Origin of the sequence: Acidovorax sp. HMWF018, assembly GCF_003061035.1 — a bacterium.
GTDB lineage: Bacteria > Pseudomonadota > Gammaproteobacteria > Burkholderiales > Burkholderiaceae_C > Acidovorax > Acidovorax delafieldii.
The window spans coordinates 5,372-10,961 of sequence record NZ_QAIM01000067.1; the positions used below are offsets into that span (position 1 = coordinate 5,372).

Genomic DNA, 5,590 nt, shown 5'->3' on the forward strand with positions numbered 1-5,590 from the left:
GCCGCTGGTTCGACACCCGCGACCTGACCAAGCTCCAGCCCCAGCGCTGGCTGTACTTCAACTACGCCCACCAGATCGTGCAGGCCGCGCTGGCCGGCCAGGGCCTGGCCCTGGCGCGCATGCCACTGATTGCCGATGCCCTGGCCTCGGGCGACCTGGTGGAGGTGCTGCCCGGCCACCGCATCGACTCGCCCCTGGCCTACTGGCTCATGGTGGGGCCGCGCAGCGCGCAACGGCCGGAGATCAAGGCCTTCTGCGCCTGGTTGCAGGTGCAGGCCGAGGCCACCCGCCAGGCAATTGGCGATGTGCCCGATCCGGACCTGAACGACAACCTGGACGGGTCATGAAAAAAGCGCTGGGCCCTGCGGCCTCAGCGCTTTCATTTTGATAGCTATCAGCGCTTATTCTTCTATCGCTTGCGGCTGTTTTGACCCCAAATCAGGCCAAAGTCACCCGTGCAAACTTGCGCTTGCCCACCTGCACCACGTAGGTGCCGGCGTCCAGCTTCAGGCCCTTGTCACTGACCACGCTGCCTTCCACGCGCACGCCGCCGCCGTCGATCAGGCGGTTGGCCTCGCTGGTCGAGGGGGCCAGGTTGGCCTGCTTGAGCAGCGCACCGATGCCCAGCGGCGCGCCAGACACGCTCACCTCGGGGATCTCGTCCGGCACGCCGCCCTTGCTGCGGTTGATGAAATCCTGCTCCGCGGCATCGGCCGCAGCCGCGCTATGGAAGCGCGTGGTGATCTCCTTGGCCAGCATCACCTTGGCGTCCTTGGGGTTGCGCCCGCCCGCCACCTCGGCCTTGAGCGCGGCGATGTCGGCCAGGCTCTTGAACGACAGCAGCGTGTACCAGTCCCACATCAGGGTGTCACTGATCGACAGCACCTTGGCAAACATGGTATTGGCGTCCTCGGCAATGCCGATGTAGTTGTTCTTGGACTTGGACATCTTGTCCACGCCGTCCAGACCCACCAGCAGCGGCATGGTGAGCACACACTGCGGCTCCTGGCCATACTCCTGCTGCAGGTGGCGGCCCATGAGCAGGTTGAACTTCTGGTCGGTGCCACCCAGCTCCAGGTCGCTCTTCAAGGCTACCGAGTCGTAGCCCTGCATCAGCGGGTACAGGAACTCATGCACCGAAATGGACTGGCCGGTGGTGAAGCGTTTGTGGAAGTCGTCGCGCTCCATCATGCGCGCCACGGTGTACTTGGCGGCCAGCTGGATCATCCCGGTGGCGCCCAGGGGTTCGCTCCATTCGCTGTTGTAGCGGATCTCGGTGCGGGCCGGGTCCAGCACCAGGCTGGCCTGCTTGTAGTAGGTCTCGGCATTCACCTTGATCTGCTCGGGCGTGAGCGGCGGGCGGGTGCTGTTGCGGCCCGAGGGGTCGCCAATCAGGCTGGTGAAGTCGCCGATCAGGAAGATGACCTGGTGGCCCAGATCTTGCAGTTGCCGCATCTTGTTCAGCACCACCGTGTGGCCGATGTGGATGTCGGGGGCCGTGGGGTCCAGACCCAGTTTGATGCGCAGCGGCTGGCCGGTGGCCTCCGAACGCGCCAGCTTCTTGACCCATTCGTCCTGTGGCAGCAGCTCTTGCACGCCGCGCAGCGAGATTTCGAGGGCTTGTCTTACACCATCAGAGACCGGGGTTGTTGTAACAGCAGATTGATTCATAAGGGTTTTTTGGGATGTCTAGACAGCATGCACCGCTATACTTCAGCCCACATTGCAGAGGCGGATTCTAGTGGGCCCGCCGTTTCGACCTGTTTTTCATCAACCTGTCGAATGGCTGCAGCCTGACAGTCTGTGCTCCTGGCCCCGCCCCGCATTCACACCGGGGGTGTGCCACGGATCCGCAATCACCCTGGGGATAGACCTTTGATTCACGGCCTCACTACGGTCCGCACCGCCAGCATCGCTTTGCTTGACCGGCTGTCCCGCACGATCCAACAACATCCCAAACGCATCACCGCCGCCGTCGCAGCCATTTTGCTGACGGGTGGCGGCGGCGCATTTGCCGTGGCCTCCTTCGCACCCGACCCGGCCGAGCTGCCGGTGCGCATGGTGAACTACCCGGTCGAATCGCTGGCCGAGAATATGGTGCTCGGCCAGCTGGATGCGCCCAGTTTTTCGCTGTTCCGCTCCGAACAGGTGCGCAGCAGCGACACCCCCGAGTCGCTGCTGCAGCGCATGGGCGTGGCCGACCCGGCCGCCGCCGCCTTCATGCGCAGCGACACGCCGGTGCGCCAGAACGTGCTGGGCCGCACCGGCCGCATCGTGTCGGCAGAGACCACCGACGACCACCGCCTGATCCGCCTGACGGTGCGCTGGGTGCCGGACGACAGCGGCAACTTCCGCCGCCTGATCGTCGAGCGCACGGGCGACAACAAGTTTGCGACCCGCATCGAAACCGCCAAGATGACGACCAACAGCCGCCTGGCGGGCGGCATCATCAATAGCTCGCTGTTTGCCGCCACCGACGCGTCCAACATCCCCGACGCCGTGGCCGTGCAAGTGGCCGAACTGTTCTCGGGCAATATCGACTTCCGCCGCTCGTTGCGCAAGGGCGACCGCTTCTCGGTGGTGTACGAAACCCTGGAAGCCGATGGCGAGCCCCTGTCCAGCGGCCGCGTGCTGAGCGCCGAGTTCGTCAACAACGGCAAGACCCACCAGGCCGTCTGGTTCCAGGAACCCAACGCCACCAAGGGCGCGTACTACACGCTGGACGGCGAAAGCATGCGCCGCGCCTACCTGACCTCGCCCGTGGAGTTCTCGCGCGTGACCAGCGGCTTCAAGATGCGCCTGCACCCCATCCTGCAAACCTGGCGCGCCCACCTGGGCACCGACTTTGCGGCCCCCACAGGCACCGCCGTGCGCACCGTGGGCGATGGCGTGGTGGAGTTTGCGGGTGTGCAGAACGGCTACGGCAACGTGGTGTTCATCAAGCACCGCAACCAACACGTCACGGTGTATGCCCACTTGAGCCGCATTGACGTGCGCCAGGGCCAGTCGGTCGAACAAGGCCAGACGCTGGGTGCCGTGGGCGCCACGGGCTGGGCCACCGGTCCGCACCTGCACTTCGAGTTCCGCGTCAACGGCGTGCACCAGGACCCGATGACCATCGTCGCCCAGAGCGAAGCCGCAGCACCGGTGTCTGCAGCCGCACGCCCTGCGTTTGACCGCCTCGCGGCCAACATGCGTGTCCAGCTGAACGCCGCTGCGCTCATCGAGCAGGCCAGCGCAGACTGATCGCCCCCCCGTACCTCCAGATACCACCCGTCAGGCCATGTCCGATCTGTACATCGGCCTGATGTCGGGCACCTCGCTCGACGGGATCGACGGGGTGCTGGCTGATTTCTCGGGACCGCGCCTGCAGGTCACACACCACGCCAGCGCCGCCTTTGCCCCCGCACTGCGCGCCGAGCTGCTGGCTCTCAATACCCCCGGCGACAACGAACTGCACCGCGCCGCGCTGGCGGGCAACGCCCTGTCGCGTGCCTACGCCGAGGTGGTGCACACGCTGCTGCTGCGCAGCGGCCACCCGGCGAGCGCCATCCGTGCAATAGGTGCCCACGGGCAGACGGTGCGGCACCGCCCCCAGGAATTTGACGGCACAGGCTACACCCTGCAACTGGGCAACCCCGCCCTGCTGGCCGAACTGACGGGCATCACCGTGGTGGCCGACCTGCGCAGCCGCGACGTGGCCGCGGGCGGCCAAGGTGCGCCGCTGGTGCCCGCCTTCCACCAGGGCGTGTTCGGCCGGCCGGACGAGACGGTGCTGGTGCTGAACATTGGCGGCATCTCCAACCTCAGCGTGCTGGGGGCAGATGGCAGCGTGCTGGGCTTCGACTGCGGCCCGGGCAACGCCCTCATGGACCACTGGTGCCAGCAGCACACGGGCCAGCTATTTGACAAGGATGGCGCCTGGGCCGCCACGGGCCAAGTACTGCCGGACCTGCTGGCGGCGTTGCTGCAGGAGCCGTATCTGCACAAGCCCCCCCCAAAAAGCACGGGCCGCGACCTGTTCAACCCCGCCTGGCTGGCAACGCACCTGCAGCCCTTTGCGCAGGCCGCAGCGGCCGATGTACAGGCCACATTGACCGAATTCACCGCAAGCGCTAGTGCCATATGCGCCAACAGCTATCTAAACAATAGCAAAACCCTGGCCGTATGCGGTGGTGGTGCGCTCAATGGCCAGCTCATGCAGCGGCTGCAGGCTGCCTGCCCGTCCTTGCAGGTGGTGGCCACCGATGCGCTGGGCCTGCCCGCCCTGCAGGTGGAGGCCGCCGCGTTTGCCTGGCTGGCGCGCCAGGCACTGCAGGGGGCGCCAGGCAACCTGCCCAGCGTGACCGGTGCGGCCGGTACCCGCGTGCTGGGCGCGGTGTACCCCGCCTGAACCGCCCGGTCTACACAGCCCTGGGCAGGGCGATCAGCCGTGGTCCCCGGCATCGACCGAGGCGCCTGCCTGGGTGCCGGAACGGTCTTGCGGCGACAGTTGCCAGAAGATACCGGCTGAAGCCACCGTGATCAGCCCCATGCAGGCAAACGTGGCCTGAAAGGCTTGCAGGGTCTGTGTCGTGCCGGTGGGCTGGAAGAAATCGGTGAACGCCGCCAGCACCGCCCCCGCCGCAGCCACCCCCATCCCCATGGCCACCATTTGCACCATGGACAGCAGGCTGTTGCCGCTGCTGGCCATGTCGTGTCCCAGGTCCTTTAGGGTCACGGTGTTCATGGCCGTGAACTGCAGCGAGTTCACCGCACCAAACACCGCCAGCTGCACCACATGCACCCACAGCGGCTGCGAGGGTGCCGCCAGCCCAAAGCTGGCCATGGTCACCCCCACCAGCAGTGTGTTGCCCACCAGCACCTGGCGGTAACCAAAGCGGGTGATCAGCGTGGTGGTGAACCGCTTCATGGACATGCCCGCCACCGCCACGGGCAGCATCATCATGCCCGCCTGCAGCGGCGAATAGCCCATGGTGACCTGCAGCAGCAACGGAATGAGGAACGGCATGCACGAGCTGCCCAGCCGCGCAAACAGGTTGCCCAGCAGCCCGATGCGCAAGGTGTCCACCGAAAACAGCCGGGGCGAAAACAAAGGGTCGGGCCGCCGCGCCGCGTGCAGCCAGTAGGCCGCCAGGCTCGCCAGCCCGAAGATCATGAGCACCAGCACGCTCGCCTGCCGCAGCCCCAAGCTGGCCAGGCCATCCAGCGCCAGCGACAGCGCAACCATGCCAAAGGCGAGCATCAGGTAGCCCGCCAAATCAAACCGCGCCACCGTCGGCGCGGGTACCCCGGGCATGTAGCGCATGGTGGCGGCACAGCCCAGCAGGCCCACCGGCACGTTGATCAGGAAGATCCAGTGCCAGGAGGCCACCTCGACCAGCCAGCCCCCCAGCGTGGGACCGATCAGCGGGCCGATCAGCCCGGGAATGGCCACAAAACTCATGGCCTGCAAGAACTTCTCGCGCGGAAAGGTGCGCAACACCACCAGCCGCCCCACGGGCAGCAGCAGCGCGCCCCCCAGCCCCTGGAGCACCCGGGAAGCCACGAGCTGGGTCAGGCTGTGCGACAGCGCACAGAACACCGAGCC

Annotated in this window: 5 protein-coding genes; 3 read left to right on the top strand and 2 right to left on the bottom strand. The window is 66.4% G+C overall.

The window, feature by feature from the left end; all coding sequences use genetic code 11:
• On the top strand, nucleotides 1-347 hold a 347-nt coding region (locus DBR23_RS30215), incomplete at its 5' end, for a LysR substrate-binding domain-containing protein (RefSeq protein ID WP_233250236.1).
• Nucleotides 348-438: 91 nt separating this feature from the next.
• On the opposite strand, the gene tyrS is transcribed toward DBR23_RS30215, so the two are convergent.
• Nucleotides 439-1,671: a tyrosine--tRNA ligase gene (gene tyrS / locus DBR23_RS02380; protein WP_108497194.1), complete on the bottom strand. Its 1,233-nt coding sequence runs from the start codon at nucleotides 1,669-1,671 to the stop codon at nucleotides 439-441.
• Between the two features lie 204 nt (nucleotides 1,672-1,875).
• Between tyrS and DBR23_RS02385 the strand changes: the two genes are divergently transcribed.
• Nucleotides 1,876-3,246 carry a M23 family metallopeptidase gene (locus tag DBR23_RS02385; protein WP_099729252.1) on the top strand — a complete coding sequence of 457 codons (1,371 nt, stop codon included), beginning with the start codon at nucleotides 1,876-1,878 and terminating at the stop codon, nucleotides 3,244-3,246.
• A gap of 37 nt (nucleotides 3,247-3,283) precedes the next feature.
• Nucleotides 3,284-4,393, top strand: a complete 1,110-nt coding sequence (locus tag DBR23_RS02390) for an anhydro-N-acetylmuramic acid kinase (RefSeq protein WP_108497195.1) — start codon at nucleotides 3,284-3,286, stop codon at nucleotides 4,391-4,393.
• 33 nt (nucleotides 4,394-4,426) lie between these two features.
• Here the strand turns inward: DBR23_RS02390 and DBR23_RS02395 are convergent.
• Nucleotides 4,427-5,590: MFS transporter (locus DBR23_RS02395; RefSeq protein ID WP_108497196.1), on the bottom strand; the 1,164-nt coding region annotated here is incomplete at its 5' end.

Coding starts and splice junctions, on each gene's coding strand:
- tyrS (WP_108497194.1), bottom strand. CDS start 1,671: ATGAATCAATCTGCTGTTACAACAACCCCGGTCTCTGATGGTGTAAGA.
- DBR23_RS02390 (WP_108497195.1), top strand. CDS start 3,284: ATGTCCGATCTGTACATCGGCCTGATGTCGGGCACCTCGCTCGACGGG.